General features: G+C 66.3%; 1 protein-coding gene and 1 pseudogene. Both read left to right on the forward strand.

Annotated elements, in window-relative coordinates; translation table 11 throughout:
- A partial coding sequence (locus tag H1B27_RS39630; RefSeq protein WP_197969776.1) for an electron transfer flavoprotein subunit beta/FixA family protein occupies positions 1 to 618 on the forward strand: 618 nt, incomplete at its 5' end.
- Positions 618 to 763 (forward strand): annotated as a pseudogene (locus H1B27_RS39635) (electron transfer flavoprotein subunit alpha/FixB family protein); the annotation flags it as partial. The gene H1B27_RS39630 and the pseudogene H1B27_RS39635, both read left to right, overlap by 1 nt.

A 763-nucleotide genomic window follows, 5' to 3' on the forward strand; every position in this document is an offset into this window, starting at 1 on the left:
GAAGCGCTGCGCCTGAAGGAAGGCGGCAAGGCCACCGAGGTTGTGGTGGTCTCCATCGGACCTGCGCAGGCATCGGAGACGATCCGCACTGGCCTCGCCATGGGCGCCGACCGCGGCATCCTGGTGAAGGCCGAAGGCGCCGTCGAGCCGCTCGCCGTCGCCAAGATCCTGAAGAAGGTTGCCGACGAAGAGCAGCCGGGCCTGATCATCCTCGGCAAGCAGGCGATCGACGATGATTCCAACCAGACCGGCCAGATGCTGGCCGCGCTGTTGGGCTGGTCGCAGGCGACCTTCGCCTCCAAGCTCGAGGTCGAAGGATCCGACTTCAAGGTCACCCGCGAAGTCGACGGCGGTCTGCAGACCGTGAAGCTGAAGGGACCGGCGATCGTCACCACCGATCTCCGCCTCAACGAGCCGCGCTATGCCTCGCTGCCCAACATCATGAAGGCCAAGAAGAAGCCGATCGCGGAGAAGGCCGTCGCCGATTACGGCGTCGACGTCGCCGCGCGTCTCGAGGTTCTCAAGACGACGGAGCCGGCGGGCCGCAAGGCGGGCGTCAAGGTCAAGGACGTCGCCGAGCTGGTGTCCAAACTCAAGAACGAAGCCGGGGTGCTCTGATGACGACGCTGCTGATTGCCGAACACGACAACGCGTCGTTGAAGGATGCGACCAACAAGGCCCTGACCGCGGCTGCCGCGCTCGGTGCGGATGTCGAGGTGCTGGTCGCCGGCCAGAACGCCAAGGGCGCGGCGGATGCCGCCGC

Origin of the sequence: Bradyrhizobium diversitatis (genome assembly GCF_016031635.1) — a bacterium.
GTDB lineage: Bacteria > Pseudomonadota > Alphaproteobacteria > Rhizobiales > Xanthobacteraceae > Bradyrhizobium > Bradyrhizobium diversitatis.